18 protein-coding genes are annotated in these 21,928 nt (G+C 69.4%); 13 read left to right on the top strand and 5 right to left on the bottom strand.

The window, feature by feature from the left end; translation table 11 throughout:
- The first annotated feature begins 34 nt into the window (after nucleotides 1-34).
- From paaI to ACFSZT_RS07445, 9 genes are all read left to right on the top strand, one after another.
- The gene (gene paaI, locus ACFSZT_RS07485) at nucleotides 35-424 is read left to right on the top strand and encodes a hydroxyphenylacetyl-CoA thioesterase PaaI (protein ID WP_377396431.1); all 390 of its coding nucleotides are present in this window, start codon (nucleotides 35-37) and stop codon (nucleotides 422-424) included.
- Nucleotides 421-1,719: a phenylacetate--CoA ligase PaaK gene (paaK, locus tag ACFSZT_RS07480; RefSeq protein WP_377396405.1), complete on the top strand. Its 1,299-nt coding sequence runs from the start codon at nucleotides 421-423 to the stop codon at nucleotides 1,717-1,719. Before paaI ends, paaK begins: the two co-directional genes overlap by 4 nt.
- A gap of 12 nt (nucleotides 1,720-1,731) precedes the next feature.
- Nucleotides 1,732-2,346: a TetR/AcrR family transcriptional regulator gene (locus ACFSZT_RS07475; protein ID WP_377396408.1), complete on the top strand. Its 615-nt coding sequence runs from the start codon at nucleotides 1,732-1,734 to the stop codon at nucleotides 2,344-2,346.
- Nucleotides 2,347-2,435: 89 nt separating this feature from the next.
- A complete protein-coding gene (sbnA, locus tag ACFSZT_RS07470) occupies nucleotides 2,436-3,449 on the top strand; it encodes a 2,3-diaminopropionate biosynthesis protein SbnA (RefSeq protein ID WP_377396410.1) in 1,014 nt (337 codons plus the stop codon).
- A gap of 10 nt (nucleotides 3,450-3,459) precedes the next feature.
- The gene (gene sbnB, locus ACFSZT_RS07465) at nucleotides 3,460-4,452 is read left to right on the top strand and encodes a 2,3-diaminopropionate biosynthesis protein SbnB (protein WP_377396413.1); all 993 of its coding nucleotides are present in this window, start codon (nucleotides 3,460-3,462) and stop codon (nucleotides 4,450-4,452) included.
- Entirely contained in the window at nucleotides 4,434-5,990 is a 1,557-nt protein-coding gene (locus ACFSZT_RS07460; protein WP_377396416.1) for an IucA/IucC family protein, read from the top strand. The genes sbnB and ACFSZT_RS07460 overlap by 19 nt, the downstream gene beginning before the upstream one ends.
- On the top strand, nucleotides 5,987-7,504 hold the full coding sequence (locus ACFSZT_RS07455; RefSeq protein WP_377396419.1) for an IucA/IucC family protein: 1,518 nt from the start codon (nucleotides 5,987-5,989) through the stop codon (nucleotides 7,502-7,504). The genes ACFSZT_RS07460 and ACFSZT_RS07455 overlap by 4 nt, the downstream gene beginning before the upstream one ends.
- Complete coding sequence (locus ACFSZT_RS07450; RefSeq protein WP_377396422.1) at nucleotides 7,501-9,189, top strand: IucA/IucC family protein; 1,689 nt, start codon at nucleotides 7,501-7,503, stop codon at nucleotides 9,187-9,189. The genes ACFSZT_RS07455 and ACFSZT_RS07450 overlap by 4 nt, the downstream gene beginning before the upstream one ends.
- On the top strand, nucleotides 9,186-10,334 hold the full coding sequence (locus ACFSZT_RS07445) for a type III PLP-dependent enzyme (protein WP_377396425.1): 1,149 nt from the start codon (nucleotides 9,186-9,188) through the stop codon (nucleotides 10,332-10,334). The genes ACFSZT_RS07450 and ACFSZT_RS07445 overlap by 4 nt, the downstream gene beginning before the upstream one ends.
- Nucleotides 10,335-10,745: 411 nt before the next feature.
- Here the strand turns inward: ACFSZT_RS07445 and ACFSZT_RS07440 are convergent, their stop codons facing one another.
- Nucleotides 10,746-11,243 (bottom strand): HNH endonuclease, encoded by a 498-nt coding sequence (locus ACFSZT_RS07440; protein WP_377396428.1) that lies wholly within the window; start codon nucleotides 11,241-11,243, stop codon nucleotides 10,746-10,748.
- Between the two features lie 90 nt (nucleotides 11,244-11,333).
- Here ACFSZT_RS07440 and ACFSZT_RS07435 point away from each other — a divergent pair.
- Nucleotides 11,334-12,142 (top strand): IS5 family transposase gene (locus tag ACFSZT_RS07435; RefSeq protein ID WP_377478151.1). Its coding sequence is split into 2 segments (ribosomal slippage): nucleotides 11,334-11,676 and nucleotides 11,676-12,142, totalling 810 coding nucleotides; the frame shifts between segments, so codons are not numbered across the junction.
- A gap of 9 nt (nucleotides 12,143-12,151) precedes the next feature.
- Here ACFSZT_RS07435 and ACFSZT_RS07430 read toward each other — a convergent pair.
- The 3 genes from ACFSZT_RS07430 to ACFSZT_RS07420 all read right to left on the bottom strand — a co-directional run bounded on the left by ACFSZT_RS07430 (nucleotide 12,152) and on the right by ACFSZT_RS07420 (nucleotide 15,420).
- Nucleotides 12,152-13,435 (bottom strand): IS256 family transposase, encoded by a 1,284-nt coding sequence (locus ACFSZT_RS07430; protein WP_377478200.1) that lies wholly within the window; start codon nucleotides 13,433-13,435, stop codon nucleotides 12,152-12,154.
- Complete coding sequence (locus tag ACFSZT_RS07425; protein WP_377478198.1) at nucleotides 13,389-14,009, bottom strand: DUF222 domain-containing protein; 621 nt, start codon at nucleotides 14,007-14,009, stop codon at nucleotides 13,389-13,391. The genes ACFSZT_RS07430 and ACFSZT_RS07425 overlap by 47 nt, the downstream gene beginning before the upstream one ends.
- Before the next feature lie 625 nt (nucleotides 14,010-14,634).
- Nucleotides 14,635-15,420: a metal-dependent hydrolase gene (locus tag ACFSZT_RS07420; protein ID WP_377389209.1), complete on the bottom strand. Its 786-nt coding sequence runs from the start codon at nucleotides 15,418-15,420 to the stop codon at nucleotides 14,635-14,637.
- 219 nt (nucleotides 15,421-15,639) lie between these two features.
- Between ACFSZT_RS07420 and ACFSZT_RS07415 the strand changes: the two genes are divergently transcribed.
- From ACFSZT_RS07415 to ligD (ACFSZT_RS07405), 3 genes are read left to right on the top strand one after another with little or no spacing between them, the layout of a single operon-like run.
- A complete protein-coding gene (locus ACFSZT_RS07415) occupies nucleotides 15,640-18,810 on the top strand; it encodes a S8 family serine peptidase (RefSeq protein ID WP_377389212.1) in 3,171 nt (1,056 codons plus the stop codon).
- A gap of 29 nt (nucleotides 18,811-18,839) precedes the next feature.
- Nucleotides 18,840-20,276: a non-homologous end-joining DNA ligase gene (ligD, locus tag ACFSZT_RS07410; RefSeq protein ID WP_377389215.1), complete on the top strand. Its 1,437-nt coding sequence runs from the start codon at nucleotides 18,840-18,842 to the stop codon at nucleotides 20,274-20,276.
- On the top strand, nucleotides 20,273-21,178 hold the full coding sequence (ligD, locus tag ACFSZT_RS07405; protein ID WP_377389217.1) for a non-homologous end-joining DNA ligase: 906 nt from the start codon (nucleotides 20,273-20,275) through the stop codon (nucleotides 21,176-21,178). The genes ligD (ACFSZT_RS07410) and ligD (ACFSZT_RS07405) overlap by 4 nt, the downstream gene beginning before the upstream one ends.
- On the opposite strand, the gene ACFSZT_RS07400 is transcribed toward ligD (ACFSZT_RS07405), so the two are convergent.
- Nucleotides 21,175-21,876 (bottom strand): dienelactone hydrolase family protein, encoded by a 702-nt coding sequence (locus ACFSZT_RS07400; protein ID WP_377389219.1) that lies wholly within the window; start codon nucleotides 21,874-21,876, stop codon nucleotides 21,175-21,177. The genes ligD (ACFSZT_RS07405) and ACFSZT_RS07400 overlap by 4 nt on opposite strands.
- Nucleotides 21,877-21,928 lie beyond the last annotated feature (52 nt).

Raw genomic sequence — 21,928 nt, 5'->3', positions numbered from 1 at the left:
GCGGTGACCGGTGACGAGCAATGCTGCTTACGAGATGATGGACTCCGACCAGGCGTCGCGGACGCTCGGCATCGAGCTCATCGAGGCGACCGACGGCAAGGCCATCGCGACCATGCGGGTCACCGCCGACATGGTGAACGGGCACGACATCGCCCACGGCGGCTACGTGTTCCTGCTGGCCGACACCGCGTTCGCCTGCGCCTGCAACAGCCATGGACCCGTGACGGTCGCGGCGGGAGCGGACATCACGTTCGTAGCCCCGGCGCGGCTCGGCGACCTGCTCGTCGCCGCCGCCGAGGAACGCACCTGCTACGGCCGCAACGGGATCTACGACGTCACCGTGTATCGCGAGGACCCCGGCGGCCACACGGTGATCGCCGAGTTCCGGGGCCGCAGCCGAGTCATAGCCAAGGACGCCTCATGACGCACACCACCGAGCCGCTCGACACCGCCGAACGCCTGAGCATCGACGAACTGCGGCACCTGCAACTGGAGCGTCTGCAGTGGACACTGCGGCACGCCTACGACAACGTCCCGTTCTACCGCGATAAATTCACGGCCGCCGGGGTGCATCCGGACGACTGCCGCACGCTCGACGACCTCGCGAAGTTCCCGTTCACCACCAAACAGGACCTGCGCGACAACTACCCGTTCGGCATGTTCGCCGTACCGCGCGAGCAGGTCCGGCGACTGCACGCGTCGAGCGGCACCACCGGCAAGCCGACCGTCGTCGGCTACACCGAGGCCGACCTCGACAACTGGTCGATGCTCGTGGCGCGCTCCATCCGGGCGGCCGGCGGGCGCCCGGGCGACCTGGTGCACGTGGCGTACGGCTACGGCCTGTTCACCGGCGGGCTCGGCGCGCACTACGGCGCCGAGAAGCTCGGCTGCACGGTGGTGCCGGCGTCCGGCGGCATGACGGCCCGGCAGGTCCAGCTCATCACCGACCTGCGGCCCGGCGTCATCATGGTGACGCCGTCGTATCTGCTCACGTTGCTCGACGAGTTCGAGCGGCAGGGCATCGACCCGCGCTCGTCGTCCCTGCGGGTCGGGATCCTCGGCGCCGAGCCGTGGACCGAGCAGATGCGGTCCGAGATCGAAGAGCGGCTGGCCATCGACGCCGTCGACATCTACGGGCTGTCGGAGGTCATGGGCCCCGGCGTCGCCCAGGAATGCGTGGAGACCAAGGACGGCCTGCACGTCTGGGAGGACCACTTCCTGCCCGAGATCATCGACCCGTTCGACGAGTCGGTGCTGGCCGACGGGGAGCACGGCGAGCTCGTCTTCACGTCACTGACCAAGCAGGCGCTGCCGCTCATCCGGTACCGCACCCGGGACCTCACGCGGTTGCGTCCCGGAACGGCCCGGCCCGCACACCGGCGGATGGAGAAGGTCACCGGACGCTCCGACGACATGATCATCCTGCGCGGGGTGAACCTCTTCCCCACACAGATCGAGGAGATCGTGCTGCGCATCCCCGGCCTCTCGCCGCACTTCCAACTCGAGTTGTCCAAACAGGACCGTCTTGACAAGCTCACCGTGCACGTGGAGGCCGACCCGGGCGCCGGGCCGGAGGTGCGCGCCGCCGCGGCGGCCGAGATCCGGGCGCGGGTGCGCGACGGCATCGGCGTGGGAGTCGACGTCGCCGTCGAGGATCCCGACACCCTCGAACGGTCGATGGGCAAGATGCGCCGGGTGATCGACCGGCGACACAGTTGAGATACTGCGGGTATGAACGATCGGCCCCAGTCCCGACCCGGCCGCCGAGGCAGGCCGGGCTACGACCTGGAATCGGTACTGCGGGTCGCGGTCAAGCTGTTCAACGAGCGCGGGTACGACGGCACCAGCATGGAGGACCTCGCCCGCAAGCTCGGCATCACCAAGTCGGCCATCTACCACCACGTGCCGAGCAAGGACGAGCTCCTGCGGCTCGCGGTCAACCGCGCGCTGGACGGACTGTTCGAGCTGGCCGCCAAGCTGGAGACCGTGGAGGGCAGGGCCGTCGACCGGCTCGAGTTCCTCGTCCGGGGCAGTGTCGCCGTGCTGGTCGACCGGCTGCCGTTCGTCACGCTGCTGCTGCGCGTCCGCGGGAACACGAAGGTGGAGCGCGCCGCGCTGGCGCGGCGGCGGGAGTTCGACCGGATCGTCGCCGACCTGGTCGCCGAGGCCGAAAAGGAGGGTGACATCCGGCCCGACGTCGATCCGGCCGTCACCGCCCGGCTCGTCTTCGGCATGGTCAACTCCCTCATCGAGTGGTACCGGCCGGGTCGCGGCGACACCGACCTCGCCGACGCCGTCGCCAAGATCGCCTTCGACGGGATCCGGGTTCACGACCACGGTCGGTAACGGTCAGTGCTGTCACCCTTCTCGAAAGTGACAACGCGGGTAAGGTAAGACTTTCCTAACAGGTTCCGGCCGTCGAACCGAGGAGTCCCGTGACCGCCGCTGCACCCGTGGTCAAGTCCGCCAGTGAATCCCGCGTCGGCGAATCCATTTGTGACTGCGTCGGCAACACGCCGGTCGTCGCGCTGCGCCGGCTCTTCCCCGACCCCGGGGTCGAGGTCGTGGCCAAGCTGGAGCTGATGAACCCCGGCGGCAGCATGAAAGACCGCTCGGCCCGCTACATCGTGGAGAGCGGACTGCGCGACGGCACCATCCCGGCCGGTGGCACGCTGGTCGAGAGCAGCTCGGGCAACTTCGGTATCGCACTGGCCATGGCCGCCCGCGTGCACGGCCTGCGGTTCACCTGTGTCGTGGACCCCAAGACGACCACCGCGAACCTCGCTCTGCTGCGCCACCTCGGCGCCGACGTGCACGTGGTCGATGAAGTGGACGAGGCGGGCGGCTACTTGCTCAGCCGCATCCGCCGGGTGCACGAGCTGCTCGCCGGGATGCCCGGCGCCGTCTGGATCAACCAATACGCCAACGACCGCAACTGGCAGGCCTACTACCACGGCACCGGTGCCGAGCTGGCCGAGCAACTCGCCGAGCCGCCCACGGTGCTTTTCGGCGCGGTCAGCACCACCGGCAGTGTGCTCGGCTGTGCGCGCAGGCTGCGCGAACGGTTCCCGGACCTGCGGGTGGTCGCCGTCGACGCGGTCGGCTCGGTGATCTTCGGAGGCCGTCCGGGCCGCCGCGACATCCCGGGTATCGGGTCCAGCCGGGTACCCGAGCTGTGCCGCCCGGAGGAAATCGACCAGGTGGTGTACGTCGACGACGTCGACGCCGCGCTCGGCTGCCGCGAGCTGCTCGCCGCGGAGGGCATCTTCGCGGGCGGGTCGACCGGCTCGGTGGTGGCCGCGATCCGGCGTACGCTGCCGGTGCTGCCCAGGCCCTGCCGGGTCGTGGCGATCTTCCCCGACCGGGGCGATCGCTACCTCGACCTCGTGTACGACGACGACTGGCTGGCCGCCGCCCGCGCGCGCCGTGACCGCGAGACCGATGACTAGGAGACCGCTCGTGTCCGAAGCCGAACCCCGGATGCTCTACCTGACCCGCGGCGACGTCGCGACCGTGGGTGGCGACCACTCCGAACTGTACGTGGCCGCCCTGCACAAGGCGCTCGTCGCACACGCCGAGGGCAGGACGGCGCAGCCGCTCAAGCCGTACCTGCGGGTGGGCGAGGGCCACATCGCCGACCGCATCATCGCCATGCCCGCCTACGTCGGCGATCCCGGGATGTCCGGTCTGAAGTGGATCGGCAGCAAGCACGACAATCCCGAGCACGGCAGGGAACGCGCCAGCGCGATCATCGTACTCAACGACCCGGCCACCAACTATCCGGTGGCGATCCTCGAGGGCAGCCTCATCAGCGCGTGGCGCACGGCCGCCGTGACCTGCCTGGCCGTCCGCCACCTGGCACGGCGCGACTTCACCGACGTGGCGCTGATCGGCTGCGGCGTCATCGGCCGCACCCAGATCACCGCGCTGCTGGAGCAGTTCCCGCAGATCCGCACCGTGCACGCCTACGATGTGCGCCCCGAGGCCGCACAGGCACTCGCCGAGCGGATCGGCGACCGGGTGCGCGTGGCCCCGAGCGCGGAGGACGCCGTGCGCGCCGGCGACGTCGTCGTCCCGTGCACGGTCACCGACCGGCCCTACATCGAGTTCTCCTGGCTCAAGCCCGGCACGTTCCTCGCCAATGTGTCCATCATGGACACCCACAAGGACGTGTTCCTCGGCGCCGACAAGGTGATCGTGGACGACTGGGACCAGAGCAACCGCGAGAAGAAGATCATCAACCAACTCGTGCTGGAGGGGTCCTTCTCCCGCGAGCGGCTGCACGCCGAGCTCGGCGAGGTGCTCGCGGGTACCCGGCCCGGCCGTGAGACCGACGACGAGATCATCCTGCTCAACCCGATGGGGATGGCCGTGGAGGACATCGCCTGCGCCGCCGAGGTCTACCAGCGCGCCAAGGCACAGGGTGTCGGCACATGGCTGAGCCTGTACTGAACCTGGTGATGCGCGACCTCGTGGACGCGCTGATCCAGGAGCGGCTGTTCGGATTCGCCGACGGGGAACACGACGGGGAGTGGTACCGGGTCGGCGACATCCGGCTGCGGGTGCGGCCCGGCGGGAAGCTCCAGCCGTGGCGGTACGCGGACGGTCCGGTGCTGCACGGCACACGCGAGATCGGCCCGGACGAGCTGATCCGGCTCGTCGCGGCCGACGAGCCCGCCGTGCAGCAGGTGGCTCAGGACCTGGCCACCGCCGTCGCGCACGCCGGCGTGCTCACCGACGGCGAGGCCGACGGGGAACGGATGGCAGCCCGCCGCAACCGCCCGTTCCACCCGACCGCCCGCGCCGTCGTCGGCTGGACCGTGGCCGAGGTCGCCAGGTATGGACCGCACCGCCGCGACCCGCTCGGGCTCGACTGGCTCGCCGTGCACACCGACTGCCTGCGGTTCGGCTCAGGTTCCCGGGAGCCGGCGGCACTGCTGCTGGAGCCCGGCGACCACGACCGCCTGCAGGCTGGGCTGCCCGCCGGCTACACGCTGGTGCCGGTGCATCCGTGGCACTACGACTGCGTGCTGCGCCGGGAGTTCGCGGCCGAGATCGACAACGGCGCGATCCGGCCGGTCGCGCTGGGAGTCGGCAGGTTCCGCCCGACCTCGTCGCTGCGCACCCTCGTCTCGGCCGACCCCGCCCGGCACGTCAAGCTGCCGTTGGGCGTCAACACACTCGGCTCCGCACGGCTGCTGCCGCCCCGCTACCTCGACAACGGCGAACGCGGCGAACGGCTCCTGCGACAGGTGCTCACGCGCGATGCCGACCTGGCCGCGCTCGTGACGGTCTGTGACGAACGGACCTGGTGCGGCTGGGCAGGTGACGAGTTCGCCGACCGGCCCGGCCTGCTCGCCGCGCAGGTCCGCAGCTACCCGCCCGAGGTGCCCGACGCGGTGCCGCTCGGTGCGCTGGCCGCCGAGGAGTGGTACCGGATGCGGCCCGTCGATCCGGTGCCGTTCTTCCGCGCGCTGGCGGACGACTTTTGCGCCATGGCGATCGGCTTCCTGCGCCACGGCGTGCTCCCCGAACTCCACGGACAGAACGTGGCCCGCAGCGGTCGCCGGTTCGTGCTGCGCGACCACGACGCGGTCCGGTACTGCCCAGGGTGGCTGGCCGCGGCCGGGATCCCCGAACCCGGTTACCGCGTCAAACCGGGAGTGCGGCAGTCGTTACGGCTCGACGACCCTGGTGCGCTGGTCGGCTTCTTGCAGACACTGGGCTTCCAGGTGAACCTCTACGGCATCGCCGATGCCCTGACCCGGCACTACAGCATCACGGAGAACGTCCTGTGGAACCAGCTTCGCGCAGCGTTGACCGACTGCCTCGACCGGCTCGAACCGCCGCCGCTGGTCCGGCGGCTGTTGCTGGAGGCGCCGACGTGGCCGAGCAGGCAGGTGCTGGGGCCACTGCTGCGCTCGGGCAGGTCGAACGACGCGAGCATGCCGGCGAGCACGGGGACGGTGCCGAATCCGCTGGCCTCGTGACCGCGCCGGACGTCGCGCGCCACGCCGCCGGGCGCAGGCTGCTCAACGCCTACCTCCGCGAGACGGGCGTGTACGACGTACCACTGGGCCCGTTCGCGGTGCCGCTGCCTGCGACGGGCGGGACACTGCCGGTCGAGGTCGTGTATGTCTCGCCGTCCGGCCACCACGACTACGGCGACCTGCCGGACGAGCTGACCGCGGCAGTGCTGGCCGAACTGGAGGCGAGCACGGGACACCGCGCAGCCGCGACGCTCGGCGCCCAGATCGAGGGCAGTGTCGCGCACACGGCCCGGTTCCTGGCCCGTGGACGCCGGGCGCCGTCCGGCGATCTCACCCGGCATTCCGAACAGAACATCCTTTTCGGACATCCGTTCCATCCGACTCCGAAGAGCAGCGAGGGGTTCAGCGAGTGCGATCTGGACTCCTTCGCCCCGGAGCTCGGCGTGACGTTCGTGCCGCACTACTTCGCGGTGGCTCGCGAGCTGGTGATCCAGCGCGGGTGCGGTGAGTGGGATCCGGAGGAGGTGCTCGCCGCCACGCCCAGCGGGTATGCGCCGCTCCCTGCGCATCCGTGGCAGGCCCGGTACCTGCTGCGCAACCCGATGGTGCGCAAGCTCGCCGACGAGGGCGGGCTCATCTCGCTCGGTGCCCTCGGCCCACGGGTGTACCCGACGTCGTCGGTCCGTACGGTGTGCGCCTCGGACCATGCGACGTCGTGGAAGCTGCCGCTGCACGTCCGCATCACCAACTTCGTCCGCAACACCCCGCTGGAGCACCTCGCGCGCGCCATGGACGCGGCGGCGGTCGTGGCTCACCTGCCGCCGCAGGACGGGTTCGGTGTCGTGCGGGAAACCGGATACCGCGTGGTCGATCCCGCCGTCATCGGCGACGACCTCGCCGCCGAGCTCAACGTGCTGTACCGGGAGAACCCCGCTGCCGGCGACGGTCCGGCCCCGCGGGTGCTGGCCGGACTGCTTGATGATCCCGACGAGCTCGTGCGGTGCGTCCGGCAGGCCGGTGACGTCGTCGAGTGGCTGCGGTGTTTCGTCACGATCGCGCACCGGCCACTGCTGTCGGCCTTCGCCGTCGACGGGGTCAGTTTCGAGGCACACGTACAGAACTCCTTGCTGTGCCTGGACGGCGGCAGGCCGGTGCGGTTTCTCGTGCGCGACCTGGAAGGCGTGGCGATCAGCCGGTCACGGGTGCGGCACGGCGAGCTTCCCGCCGACAGTCCCGCGCTCTACGACGACGCGGAAGCCTGGTTGCGGCTGCGCTACCACGCGTTCACCAACCAGCTGGCCCACGTCATCCATGTGCTCGGCCGGTACACCGACGCGGGCGAGCGGCTACTGTGGACGGTGGCACGCGAAGAGCTGTCCGGCAGGCCGGAGGCGGCCGACCTGCTGGACTGCCCGACGCTGCCCGCCAAGGCCAACCTCGTCAGCCGCTTCACCGGCCGCGGTGAGCACCCCCTGTTCGTCGACATCCCCAACCCGTTGCGGGAGTTGCCATGACCGACGCCCTCACCGTCCAACAGGCACTGAGCGCACCAAGCGCCGTCGACGTGCGGCGGCGGCTGTTTCGCCAGTTGCTGGGCTCGCTGCTCTACGAGGACGCGATCCGCACCGACGGCGACTCCAGCATCGTGACCTCGGACGGTGTTCGCTACACCTACAGCGCCCGCCGCCGGTACACGTTCTCCCGCGTGACGGTCGACGAGGTGCTCCGAGACGGCGAGGAACCACGGTCGATCAGCCTCTTCCTCGAGGAGGTCCGCGACCGGCTCGACGCCGACCCGGAGCACCTGACCCGGTTCGCGCGCGAGCTCGAGGAGACGTTCCTCAAAGACGCACTCGCCCAGCACCACCGGACGACCCGGCTCGCGGACGCCGACTTCGACACGCTCGAATCGGCCATCACCGACGGCCACCGCTACCACCCCGCGTACAAGTCGCGGATCGGCTTCGGCACCGATGACAACGTCGCTTACGGTCCCGAGTTCGCGCGCGATGTCCGTCCACTGTGGCTTGCCGCTCACCGGCGAATCACGGAGGTCACCACCTCGGAGTCGGTGCAGGAGAACGGTTTCCTGGCCGATCAAGTACCCGGTGCGCTCGCCGGCCTATCCCCGGACTGCACGCTCGTTCCGGTGCACCCGTGGCAGTGGAGCCGGCACGTCGCGCGTGCGTTCGCCGACGAGCTCGCGTCCGGAAACTTGGTGGTGCTCGGCGAGGACCCGGACCGGTTCCGCGCACAGCAGTCGATCCGCACCCTGGCCTGTGTGGACCGTCCGGACCGGCCGTATTTGAAACTCGCACTATCGCTGGTGAACACCTCGACCAGCCGGGTGCTCGCTCCGCACACCGTCCACAACGCGCCGTTGGTGTCGGACTGGCTCAAGGCGGTGGCGAGCAGCGACCCGTACCTGCGCGACGAGGCGCGGACCGTGCTGCTCGGCGAGGTGATGGGCACGGCGGTCACCCCACACGCGGAGACCGCGCTGCTGCGGGACGACACCTACGGAACACTCGCGTGCATCTGGCGGGAAAGTCTGCACGACCATCTCGACCCCGGCGAGGCGGCCGTGCCGTTCACCGGGCTGACCGCCCGCGAGACCGACGGGACGCCACTCATCGACGGATGGGTTCGCGTCCGCGGCATTGCCGCGTGGGTGCGGCGACTGGCGGAGGTCGCCGTCGTGCCGGTGGTGCACCTGCTGTGCAGTCACGGCATCGCGCTGGAATCGCATGCGCAGAACATGGTGCTGCTGCACCGCGACGGCGAGCCGACCCGGGTCGCACTGCGCGACTTCCACGACGGCGTGCGCTTCTCCCGCGCCCGGCTGACCGACCCGGACCGGTGCCCGCCGTTGCGGTCCACGCCGTCGTACCACCAGAACCGGAACTCGTTTCTCGAGACCGACGACCCGGACCTGGTCGCCGACTTCATGCTCGACGCGTTCCTCTTCGTCAACATCGGCGAGCTGGCGATCTTCCTGGACGACGCGTACGGGTTCGACGAGCGTGCGTTCTGGGCCATCGTGCGCGACGCCGTCCGCAAGCACCTGGCTCGCTTCCCGGACCCCCGTTACGACGTGTTCAAGCCGACCGTGGCCGTGGAAAAGCTGACGATGCGCAGGTTGTTGCCGGACACGGAACTGCGGCTGCACACCGTCCCCAACCCCCTGGCGCACCAGTGAGCGCACGCGAGCCCGTCTGCCGGTACACCTACGACCTCGGCGAACTGACCACGCACGTCGGCAAGGTCGTGGCCGCGCTGCCCGAGCGGTGCCGCATGTTCTACGCCATGAAGGCCAACAGCGCACCCGAGATCCTGCGCACGCTCGCACCGCTGGTGGCCGGTTTCGAGGTGGCCTCGGGCGGTGAGCTGACGAAGGCGCGCGCCGTGGCCGACGACGTGCCGGTGCTGTTCGGCGGTCCCGCGAAGACGCCGGGCGAGATCGAGCACGCGTTGCGGTGCGGTGTCGAGCGGTTGCACGTGGAAAGCGTGCTGGAGCTGCACCAGATCTCCGCGGTGGCGACCTCCCTCGGGTGTAGGGCGGATGTGCTGCTGCGCGTCAACCTCGCGGGTCCGTTCCCTCCCGCCACACTCGCCATGGCCGGGCGGCCGACGCAGTTCGGCATCGAGGAGCCGGCGCTGCCCGAGGCGGTCCGCGCGGCGCGGGGACTGCCCGGCGTCCGGCTGGCCGGATTCCACCTGCATTCGTTGTCCAACAACCTCTCGCCCGGCGCACACCTGGAGATGCTGGCGCTCTACCGGGACAAGGTGACGGGCTGGGAGGAGCGGTTCGGCCTGCGCTGCGAGGTCGTCAACGTCGGCGGCGGCATCGGCGTGAACTACGCCGACCTGGACGCCCAGTTCGACTGGCCCGCGTTCACCGAGGGCCTGGGTCGCCTTGTCGACACCTTCCCCGCGCACTGGCGGGAGATCGACTTCGAGTGCGGGCGCTTCCTGGTCGCAGCGTGCGGGACGTACGAGACCGAGGTGCTCGACGTCAAGCGCAACCACGGTGTCCACTACGTGCTCGTGCGTGGCGGTACGCACCACTTCCGGCTGCCGGTGTCGTGGCAGCACAGCCACCCGTTCCGCGTGCGGCCGGTGGAGGCGTGGCCCGCCGGGTTGCCGCGGCCGGAGGTGGCGGGCGTACCGGTGACGATCGTGGGCGAGCTGTGCACTCCGAAGGACGTGCTGGCCCGCGATGTGGTCGTCGAGCGCATCCGGGCAGGCGACGTGGTGGAGTTCCAGTACGCGGGCGCCTACGGCTGGGAGATCTCGCACCACGACTTCCTCAGCCACCCCCACCCGGAGCACGTGTTCGCCTGAGGTGGTGTACGCCCGGGCGCGGGTGGCCGGCTCAGGTGACGGCCGCCGGGCGCTGGGTGGAGGTCGTCGGCGGAGCCGGCGCTGCCGCGGCCAGGGCGCGCAGGGGGTGTCGGGAGAGCGAGGGCTGCCGCGGCCAGGGCGCGCGCAGGGTTGTATCGGGAGAGCGGGCGCTACCGCGGCCAGGGCGGGAGGGCAGCGGCAGCAGAGCGCTACGGGCCCGGTCGGCGGAGGGTGTACCGGGAAAGCGAGGCTACCGCGGCCGGTCGGCGGAGGGGCAGTGGCAGCAGAGTGCTACCGCGGCCGGTGGGTGTCGGAAGTGCGGTTCGCTACCGCGGGCGTAGCGGCGTTCCGTGCCAGTCGACCGTTACGGCAGCCCGGTGGCTGTGGTCACCGTCTGGCCGTGGTCAGCCGCTAGGCCGCCCAGTAGGTGTGGCCGGTCGGGGTGGTGATGTGCAGGCTGCCGGCCTCGGTGAGGTCGAAGTGCCAGCCGGGGGTGTGTTTGGTGCGGTGGTGGCGTCGGCAGAGGCCGATCAGGTTGGCGGTGTTGGTCTCGCCGTTGCGCTGGTACGGGACGACGTGGTCCAGATCGGTGTCGTGGGCCGGGCGGTGGCAGGTGGGGAACCGGCATTCCCGGTCGCGGATCTTGACATGGTCGGCGGTGACGGCCGGTGGCCGGTAGCGGGTGCGGCCGACATCGACAGGCGCGCCCGTCTGCGGGTCGGTGATAATCCGCCACCAGGTCGAGTTCGGGTCGAACGCGATCGCCCGCGCGATCGACGTGGGCAGCGGCCCGTGCCCGGCGAGCTCGGCCGGGTTGCCCGACAAACCGGTCAGGGTGGCGAAGTCGATGTGGATGAAGATCTCGGCCTTCGGTGAGCCACCACCTGGGTGGTCGCTGGGCACTGTCATGATTTCCGTGTAAGCCACGGATGATGTGTTTCTTATCTTAGAGCGTGTCTCGTTTGGATCTTGGTTGGGTTGCGGGCATGATCTTGGTTCGTGGTTGATGAGTTGTCGCGGCGGTTGGTGCCTGATGAGCTGTGGGCACTGGTCGAACCGCTGGTCCCTGCGCATCAGGTTCGTCCGCAGGGAGGCGGACGGTCGCGCGTGGATGATCGTGCTGTGTTCACCGCGATCGTGTTCGTGCTGACAAGCGGGTGCGCTTGGCGACACCTGCCACCCAGCTTCGGAGTGAAGGTCCCGACCGCGCATCGTCGCTTCACCGAGTGGACGAAAGCCGGATTATGGCGCAGGTTGCATCGCGCGGTACTCGATGAACTCGGCAGCCAGGGAATGATCGACTGGTCCCGCGCGGTCCTGGACGGAGCCTCCGTCAGGGCCAAAAGGGGGGATCTCTGACCGGTCCCAGTCCTGTGGACCGCGGGAAACCCGGCTCGAAGATCCATGCACTGTCCGACCGGGCGGGACTGCCGCTGGCGGTCGCGATCTCGGCCGCGAACACCAACGACGCGCACGCCCTCAAACCGCTGATTCTGGCCATCCCCGCCGTGAACTCCCGGCGGGGGCCCCGCCGGCGCAAGCCGGACAAGCTCCACGCCGACAAAGCCTACGACCAGGCCGAACTCCGAGACTGGGTACGCAAGCAAGGAATCACCGTGCGCATCGCCCGCAAAGGCATCGAATCCAGCCAGAAACTCGGCAAGCACCGCTGGGTCATCGAACGATGTATCGCGTGGCTGTTCGGATACCGACGATTGACCATACGCTACGAGCGCTACGCCAACCACTTCTGCGCCTTCCTCACTCTCGCCGCAGCCCTCACCTGCTTCAAGAAACTCGCGAAATGAGACATGCTCTTAGTGGAGTGGTATGCGGTTGGGGAAGAGGGTGACGAGGGTGTTGAGTGCTTGTTTCCAGCCCCATGTGCCTGTTCCTGATGGTCCTCCTCGGTGGCTGGTGATGTTGCGTAGTCCGAGGTAGAGGAGTTTCGTTGCGGCGGCGTCGCTGTCGAAATGTCCGCGGTTCTTGGTGAGTTTGCGGAGTTGGAAGTTGATGTTCTCGATGAGGTTTGTGGTGTAGATGACCCGGCGTAGTTCGGGTGGGTAGTCGAGGAACGGGGTGAAATCGTTCCAGGCGTGTTGCCATACCTGGACGGCGGCGGGGTATTGGGTGCCGAATTCTTTGTCGAAGTTCTTCAGTGCGATCTCGGCGGCCTCGAGTGTGGGGGCGGTGTAGATGTCGCGCATTCCGGCGGCGACCTTTTTGCGGTCGCTGTAGGAGATGAAGCGCATGGCGTTGCGGATCACGTGTACCACGCAGGTTTGGATCACGGTGTCGGGAAACGCCGAGCGGATCGCGTCGGGCAGTCCGGTCAGTCCGTCGCAGCAGGCGATCACGATGTCTTTCACGCCGCGGTTGCGTAGGTCGGTGAGGACCTTGGCCCAGAACTTCGCGGCTTCGGTGTCGGCGATCCAGAGCCCGAGGGCGTGTTTGCGGCCCTCGACGTCTACGCCGAGGGCCAAGTAGCCGACCTTGGTGGTGACCACGCCCTTGTCCTTGATCCGCAGGCGCAGCCCGTCCACGTACAGGATGGGATACACCTCGTCCAGCGGGCGGGATTGCCAGAGTGCGATCTCGTCGACCACGACCTCGGTGACATTGGAAATCAATTCCCGCGACGCGTTCACGCCGTATACTTCGTGCAGGTGGGATTCAATATCGCGGGTGGTCATGCCACGTGAATACAGTGACAGGATCGCCTCGTCGATGTTGCCGAGACGTCGGGCGCGTTTCGGCACGATCGCGGGCTCGAACGAGCCATTCCGATCCCGCGGCACTGCGACCTCGATCGGGCCGTTCGTCGTGGACACCGTTTTCGTCGACTTGCCATTGCGTGAATTACCACTCCCGGCGCCGGCCGGGTCGCCTTTCTCGTAGCCGAGGTGATGTGTCATCTCGGTTTCCAGCGAGCGCTCCAGCACGGCCTTGGTCATGCGATTCAGCAATTCCTGGGCACCCAACGCGCCGCCATTGGCGTAGGCGTCTTTCACCAAAGCATCAAGGGCCTCCGATGACAACGCGCCGGCGAGCGCCTTACCGGCCGCGGAATCCCCAGCCTGAGTAGGTGTGTTCTCGGTCACAGATGGATCCTTTCTGGATCGCGTCGGACAAGCTGATCTTGGTCCATCCGCGGCTTACACAGTTGTCATGACACGGCCGGTCGCTGAGCAGCAGGTCGGCGAACACGTCGGCCCGTAGCTGGTCCATGGTCCGCTGGTCACCGGCGTTGCGCAGCGCCCGCGCACACCGGTCGATCCGCGCATACGCCGCCGAGGCCACCTCGGCGGGCAGCTCGGCGGACAGCGTGGCCATCGCATCATCACCGTGCCGCAACTCCACCCGCCGCTCCCGCCGCCGCGCCTCCGCCCGCGCCACAGCACCCTCCGGATCCACCTTCTGCACCGCCCGATTCACCATCCGCCGAATCGACGAAGCATCCCGCCCCGCTAATCGCCCAGAAACCGCCGCAGCCACCTCGCGCGCCCGCGAATCAGACAAGACCGCTGTCGGTTCCGACACCTTCGACGCCTTGTACAAATCAATCTCACCCCGCGACAACGCACCCAACGTTTCCGGCAGCCGGGTCACCAAATCGCGCGCCAAACCGATTTTGATCCGGGCCGCATTCTCCGAAATCGCCAACGCCAGCGCCACTTCCGACGCCACATCCGCAGCATCGTCCCGCGCCGCCGAATACTCGCCAAAGCCCGCACCTGCAACGCCTGCAGCCGAGCAATCTCCCGCTCCAGCTCGACAACGCGCTCGATAGAACTTTCCCCCATGCCAACGATTCTACCGGGAAACCACGGACCGAAAGGGTGAAGCGCGAAACAACGGAACGTGACCACGAAACCCGTTCCGTGGGGAACTGCCGCTAGCAATCATACAATGAGAGGTGATGCGTGGAGCGGCAGTTTCCCACGGCGCGCCGCAGGCGTGCCTGAAACCCAACCACCCAAGCAACCAAGGCAACCACCACAACCGGAAACCCCACCGCAAACCACAGCCCCACGGCGCGAATGGACCCTTCACACCCGGCGACGAAAACGACAGACACGACTACCGGAACGGCAGACACGGCGACCACAACGGCAAACACGGCAACCGGAACGGCAGACACGGCGACCACAACCGCCGACACGACGACGCAGACGGCAGACACGCCGGCCTGTGGGACGAAGTTGCCGGAAGAGCTGTGACCGTACGCGCCGCAGCCGCACCGGCGACCCATCCACCCATCCACCGATCCCCCGGCCACCCCGCCGACCCCGGCCGCGCGCTACGACTCCGCCTCCACCGTCGCCTCGCTGAACACGGCCGACACCAGCTCGGTCACCAGCGGCCAGACACCGGGGATCAGCAGCACACCGAGCACCAGGAACACCGGGAACACCAACCGGTTCTCCACGGCCTTGCCGGTCCGGAACCGCAGCCAGCGCGGCGGACGCAGCTCGTACCAGGTCTCCCCCGCGATGGGCAGCGGGAAGAGGAACGGGCAGCCGGACTCGGTGAGCGCATCCCCGAGGCAGTGCGTCACGCAGCCGACCGCGACGGCGATGCCGAGCAGACCACTCACCGCGTCGAGTTGCTCCAGCGCGTGCGGGCTGTTCTCGTACACCCACCACACGACAGCCGCGCCGGACACGGGCAGCAACCAGTCGCCGAGCGCGTCCTCCGCCAGCAACAGGCCGAGCAGGACGACCCCCGCCACGGCCCAGGGACCACCCGCCGCGGTGCCCGCCGCGGTCGCCGCGCCGAGCGCGACGGCGAAGAGCACCGTGTGCGAGAGGTGCCGGTGCATGCCGGAGTGCTTCTCGTCGCGGGGTCCCTTCGTCACGGAGTACAGCGCCGAGGACGCCTTGCGCAGCAGCCAGCACAGGCCGCGCGTGAGCGGTCCCAGCAGCTTCGACGCCCGCGCTCCCGGATGGTCCAGATCAGGCAGGAGTGCGTAGCCGGCGGTCGTCGCCGCGAACACCACCGCCTGGGCGAGCGAGGTGACGCCGGCGAGCGGTGCGACGGCGAGCCCGGCGCACCAGCCGGTGAGCGCGTGCGTGCGGCCCATCATGGGTGAGTGGTCCTCCAACGTCGGTCGAGCAAGATCATCGAACAGTCTTTCGGACCACTGGCTGCGCCATCCGACCCCCTACGAAAGTCGGGTTTTTCCACCGGCTTCACCCGAATGTGAAACGTTGGTGCGACGCCCGGAGATGCTTCGGGCACCTGAAGCCGGGAGGTCGACATAGTGCGAGGTCACAAGCACGTTCGGGGGTGGAGACGGGCGGGCGTGACCGCCGTCGCCGCCGCCGTGGGAACCCTGGGATTCGTCGCTCCACCAGCACTCGCGCAGCCGGAGACACCGCCGGTCGCGGGTGACGAACAGCTGGATCAGGAGGATCATGCGCTGATCCAGCAGGCCCAGCGGGCCGGGAAGTCGGAGATCACCCTGCTCGTCGCGGCGCAGCGAGGGCGCGCCGACGCCGCGGCAGGCGAACTCCGCTCCCTCGGCGGTGTGGTCCGGTCCGCGGACCGCGAGCTCGACTATTTGAAGGTCACCCTGCCCATCTCGGAGACCGAGCGGGCGCAGAAGCTCAAGTCGGTGGACGCGGTGGACGTCGACGGGCTCATCAAGCGCGACGAGCCCGCTCCCGTGGGCGCGACGGATCCCCTGCCCCAGCCCGCGCCGGGAGCCGACACCCCGAAGGTCAACCCGTATCTGCCGACGGCCGACACCAAGGCGGCACAGTTCAGCCAGAAGTTCCCGTTCTGGGACGGCCGTGGCACGACCGTCGCGGTGCTGGACACCGGTATCGACCTCGACCACCCGGCCCTGGCCACCACCAGCACCGGCGAGCGCAAGATCGTCGACTGGTACACGGCCAATTCGCCGACCTCGGGCGACGGAACGTGGGTCACGATGTCGAGCGAGACCTACTCGGGCACCTTCACCGCGGGCGACCGCGAGTGGACCGCACCAGAGGGCGAGTTCTCCTTCGGCGTGTTCTCCGAGGTCGCCGGTGATCTGGGCACGGCCGCCAGCGAGACCGGCGGGGACGTCAACCGCGACGGCGACCGCGCCGACCGGTGGGGGGTGTTGCGTGACACCGGCTCCGGCCGGGTGCTGGTCGACACCGACGGCGACGGCGACTTCACCGACGAGAAGCCGATGACCGACTACGCCACCAACCACGACGTCGGCCACCTCGGCGTGGACGACCCGGCTACCGGCATCGCCGAGCGCATGGCATTCGTGGTGCAGACCGATCAGCCGGGTTACGTCAACATCGGCATCGCCGGCGCCGCACACGGTTCGCACGTCGCCGGGATCGCCGCGGGCAACGACCTGTTCGGCGGTCAGATGGACGGGGCGGCGCCCGGGGCGAAGCTCATGTCGGTGAAGGTCTGCCTGTCGACGCCGTCCTGCACGTCGAGCGGCCTCATCGACGGCGTCATCTACGCCGCCACGCACGGCGCCGACGTCGTGAACATCTCCATCGGCGGTCTGCCCGCCCTCAACGACGGCAACAACGCGCGGGCGGAGCTCTACAACCGCGTCATCGAGACCTACAACGTGCAGCTGTTCATCTCCGCGGGCAACAGCGGCGCGGGCGCCAACTCGGTCGGTGACCCGTCGGTGGCGACCAACGCGGTGAGCGTCGGTTCGTCGATCACCGACGACACGTGGCTGTCGAACTACGGCTCCGAGTCGCCGGTGCCGGAGTCGCTGCACCCGTTCTCCTCCCGTGGTCCGCGCGAGGACGGCGGGTTCAAGCCGGATCTGGTGGCGCCGGGCTCGGCGATCTCGGCGATTCCGACCTGGCAGGCGGGTGAGCCGGTGCCGGGTACCTACGAGCTGCCTGCCGGGTACGGCATGTTCAACGGCACGTCGATGGCCGCGCCGCAGGCGACGGGTGCGGCGGCCCTGCTCGTCAGCGCCTACAAGGGACTGCATCGCGGCGAACGGCCGCCCGCGGTGGCGCTGCGCACCGCGATGTCGTCCACGGCCCGCTTCCTGCAGGGCGTCGAGGCGAACGCCCAGGGCGCCGGCGTCATCGACACGGTCACGGCGCTGCTGGCGCTGCGTGGTGCGCGGCCGGACACCGTAACGACGTCGGTGCCGGTGCAGACCGTCCTTTCCGGACAGCTGGCCACGCCCGACACCGGTGTCGGCATCCACGACCGGGAGGGCGTCACGGTCGGCACGGCCTACACCCGCACCTACACGCTGACGAGAACGACCGGCGCCCAGCGGCCGCTGACGTATCTCGTGAGCTGGGTCGGCAACGACGGCACGTTCTCCTCCGCACGCACCGTGCGCCTGCCGCTGAACCAGCCGGTGAGCTTCGACGTGCGGGTGCACCCGAAGACGGCGGGCACACACTCGGCGTTGTTGCGGCTCGACGATCCGCGCACGGTGGGCTTCGACGTGCAGACCATGAACACCGTGTTCGCGCCGCAGGAGTTCACGCAGGACAACGAGTTCGCGACCACGGCGTCCGGCACCGTCGGCCGCAACCAGGTACGCAGCGTCTTCGTCCGGGTGCCCGAGGGCGCCGGCTCCCTGCGGATCGACATGGCAGCGGGCGGACCGGAGGGGGCGGGCCAGGTGCGGTTCCTGCGCTACGACCCCACCGGCATTCCGGTGGACCCGACATCGACCACGTACTGCTACAACCCGGACGCGGGCGCGGGCTGTCCCACCGGCTCCGCCACGAGCCGCACGGTCACCGACCCGATGCCGGGCGTGTGGGAGATCGTGGTCGAGTCCCGGCGCACGTCCGACGCCGCCGAGGTGCCATGGAGGATCACGGCGACGGTGCAGGGGACGACGGTCGAACCGGACCCGGACGTCATCGCCGAGGCGACCGCCGGGCAGCCGGTGCCGCGCGAGTACACGGTGACGAACACGCTCGGCGCGTTCACCGGACGGCTCACCGGCGGGGCGCTCGACAGTGCGCGCATCGAGCGGCCGACCATCGCCGACGGCGAGCTGCGGTCCTACGACGTCGAGGTTCCCGATGGCGCGACCGAGCTCACCGCGACCATCGGCGGCACGTCGGACGGCGGCGCCGACCTCGACCTGTTCGTCTACGACTGCACGAGCGGCACGTGCGAGCTGGCCGGCTACACCGCCGATGGCGACTCCGAGGAATCGGTGACCATCGCCGACCCGGGGCCGGGCCGGTGGCGGGTCGAGATCGACGCCTATGCGGTGCCCTCGGGCAGCACGGAGTACGACTACCTCGACACCTACGCGCACCCGACGCTCGGATCCATCGAGGTCACCGACTCCGACGCCACCCGGCCCACCGGCTCCACGTGGACGGTGCCGGCCACGGTCACCGCGAACGGCGGCCCCGGCGACGGCCGGATCCTGCGTGGGGCGGTGACCGTGCGTACCGACGAGAACGTGCGGGTCGGCAGCGCGACCGTGCTGGTCGAGTCGCTCACCGGGTGAGGCGGGCGCTGATCGGGTAGACCCGTCGTATGGCGCCGAACCTCGACGAGTACCGCCGGAAACGGCGCGCGGGTCGCACGCCGGAGCCGCTGCCCGACGACAGCGGCTCCGGCGTGGTGCCTCGTGGCGACGACGACATGTTCGTCATCCACGAGCACCACGCCAGCCGCCTGCACTGGGACGTCCGGCTCGAACGCGAGGGCGTGCTCGCGTCCTGGGCGGTGCCCAAGGGGCTGCCGCCGGAGCCGGGGGTGCAGCGCCTGGCCGTGCACACCGAGGATCACCCCATCGAGTACGCGACGTTCTCCGGGGAGATCCCGAAGGGCGAGTACGGCGCCGGCTGGATGACGATCTGGGACAGCGGGCGCTACGAGACGCTCAAGTGGACCGACCGCGAGGTCTCGATCGTCCTGCACGGCAGCCGGGTGCAGGGCAAGTACGTGTTCTTCCGCGCGGGCGAGGACTGGCAGGTGATCCGGTCCGATCCGCCTCAGGATCCCGATTGGGAGGCGCTGCCGGAGCTGATGCGGCCGATGCTCGCCGTGTCCGGCAAGCTGCCTCCCGCCGCCGAGGACGCCGACTGGGCGTACGAGTTCAAATGGGACGGCGTACGCGCGCTCGCCCGCGTGGACGGCGGCCGTGTCACGTTCTTCTCCCGCCGGGGCGGCGACATCACGGCCACCTATCCCGAGCTGAAGGGCCTCGGCGAGCAACTCGGTAGCACGCAGGCGTGGCTGGACGGCGAGATCGTCGCGCTCAAGGACGGCAGGCCCAGCTTCAAGGCGTTGCAGAGCCGGATGCACGCCAGCGACCAGCGGGCCCGGCAGCTCGCCAGGCACAATCCGGTGACCTACGTCGTGTTCGACCTGTTGCATCTGGACGGCCGGTCGTGCCTGCCGCTGCCGTACGAGGACCGGCGGGCGTTGCTCGAGGAACTGAACGTCAGCGGGCCGAGGTGGAACCTTTCGCCGAGCTTCCGGGGCGAGGGCGCCGCGGTGGTGGAGGCGGCGGCCGAGCAGCAACTGGAGGGCGTCATCGCCAAACGGGCCGGCTCGCCGTACTCGCCGGGCGACCGCAGCGGCGACTGGGTCAAGATCACCGAGCTCAAGGCGCTGGAGGTGGTGATCGGCGGCTGGCGGCCCGGCGAAGGCCGCAGGTCCGACACCTTCGGCTCGCTGCTGCTCGGCCTGCCCGGAGAGGACGGGTTGCGCTACATCGGCCAGGTCGGGACCGGGTTCACCGAGGACATGCTGCACGACATCGTGGCCAGGCTGCGGAAGCTGGAACGCAAGACCTCGCCGTTCGGTACCGAGGTGCCCCGCGACCGCGCGAAGGGCGCACACTGGGTGCGGCCCTCGCTGGTGGGCGAGGTCGTGTTCAAGGACTGGACCGAGGACGGCAGGCTGCGCGCGCCGGCATGGCGCGGGCTGCGCACCGACCGCGACCCCGAGGAGCTCCGCCCATGACCAGTCCCGTGGTGGACGTGGCAGGCCGCCGCATGAAGGTGTCCAATCTGGACAAGGTGCTGTACCCGGAGACCGGGTTCACCAAGGGCGAGGTGCTCGACTACTACGCCCGCATCGCGCCGATCCTGCTGCCGCACGTCAAGGACCGCCCGCTGACGCTCAAGCGGTACCCGAACGGCGTGGAGGGCAAGTCGTTCTTCGAGAAGGACGTCGCACGCCACGCGCCGGAGTGGGTACGCACGGTGTGCATCGAGACGCCGGGCAGCTCGCGCGGGTCGGAGAAGGCGGATTTCGCGCTCGTCCAGGACCTGCCGACGCTGATCTGGGTGGCCAATCTCGCCAGCCTGGAACTGCATATTCCACAGTGGACCGTGGGGCCACGCGGCGGGAAGCGCAATCCCGATCTGTTGGTGTTCGACCTCGACCCCGGGGAGCCCGCGACCATCGTCGAGTGCTGCGAGGTGGCGTTGCGGCTGCGCGAGGTGCTGGCCGAGGACGGCCTCGACGCCTATCCCAAGACCAGCGGCTCGAAGGGCATGCAGCTCTACGCTCCCGTGCGGACGAAGGAGCCCGGGCGCACACGCGAGTACGCGAAGGAACTCGCCGAGCGGCTGGAGAAAGAGATGCCACAGCTGGTCGTGTCGCGGATGGCGAAGAACCTGCGCCCGCACAAGGTTCTCATCGACTGGAGCCAGAACAACACCCAGAAGACCACCGTCGCGCCGTATTCGCTGCGGGCACGGCCCAGGCCGACCGTCTCCACGCCCATCACGTGGGACGAGGTGGCCGAGTGCGAGCACGCGAGCGACCTGGTGTTCACCGCCGACGAGGTGCTCGATCGGATCGAGACCCACGGCGACCTGTTCGAGCCGCTGCTGGCGAGCGACCGCCCGCGCCTCTAGGCCCGGAGGTGCCGGTCGAGAAACTCCAGCGTGCGGCCCCACGCCAGCTCGGCGGCTTCCGGCTGGTGGAACGACGGGGCGTCGAAATTGGAGAAGGCGTGACCGGCTGCGTAGTGGTACAGCTCCATTCCCGGCCGCCCGGCGATGTCGGCCTCCACGGCCGCCACCGCCTCCCGCGGGATGAACGGGTCCTCGTCGCCGTAGTGGAACAGCACCGGGCAGCCGATCCGGTCCAGATCGTCGAGCATCGTGTGCACCCCGGAGCCGTAGTACGACACCACGGCGTCGGGATCGGCGTGCACGGCGAGCAGATACGCGAGCGTGCCGCCGAGACAGAACCCGACCCCGGCCACCTTGCCCGAGCATTCCGGCAGCGACCGGGCGTGGCCGAGCGTCTGCGCCAGGTCACCGGCCGCGGCGGCGAGATCCAGCCGCTGCGCCAGTGCCATGCCCTCGGCCAGGCCCGACTCGTCCTTGCTCTCGAAGCCGGGCCGCAACCGCCAGAACATGTCCGGCACCAGCGTGAGATAGCCCCGGCCGGCCAGCCGGTGCGCCAGCTCCCGCATGTTGTCGTTGACGCCGAACACCTCCTGTAACAGCACGATCGCGGGAGCGGGGGTGCCCGCGGGGAGGGCACAGTAGGCGGAGAACGTGCCGCCGTCGGCCGCGCCGATGCGTTCCTCACGAGCCGGAGTCATGATCCGGATCATCGTCGCGTGCGCCCCGAGCTGCAAACCCCGGGCGAGCTCG

Source organism: Prauserella oleivorans, assembly GCF_042685745.1.
Classification (GTDB): domain Bacteria; phylum Actinomycetota; class Actinomycetes; order Mycobacteriales; family Pseudonocardiaceae; genus Prauserella_A; species Prauserella_A oleivorans.
Note: the sequence above shows the minus strand (reverse complement) of the source record. Positions and strands in the feature narration are given on the sequence as shown.